The sequence below is a fragment of the Sulfitobacter sp. 15WGC genome, assembly GCF_005068605.1.
GTDB classification, from domain to species: domain Bacteria; phylum Pseudomonadota; class Alphaproteobacteria; order Rhodobacterales; family Rhodobacteraceae; genus Sulfitobacter; species Sulfitobacter faviae.
In genome coordinates this window covers 1-253 of the sequence record NZ_SZNL01000187.1, presented here as the reverse complement: position 1 = coordinate 253, position 253 = coordinate 1, and the positions used below count along the sequence as shown (strand labels likewise).

At 66.8% G+C, this 253-nt stretch carries 1 pseudogene; it reads left to right on the top strand.

From position 1 onward, the window contains the following. Positions 1–253 (top strand): annotated as a pseudogene (locus tag FCK22_RS18490) (UDP-N-acetylglucosamine 1-carboxyvinyltransferase); the annotation flags it as partial.

Sequence of the window (253 nt, the reverse complement as noted above, 5' to 3'; positions counted from 1 at the left end):
GCCATGCCGAAGTCTCGCTCCCCGGCGGCTGCGCGATTGGTGCGCGCCCGATGGACATTCACACCGACGGTCTGGCCAAGATGGGCGCGGAGATCGACCTGCGGGACGGCTATCTTTATGCCAAGGCGCGGGCGGCAAGCTGAAGGGGGCGGTGATCGACTTCCCCTTCGCCTCTGTCGGGGCGACCGAGAATATCCTCATGGCCGCGACCCTTGCCAAGGGCACCACCGTCATCAACAACGCCGCGCGGGAG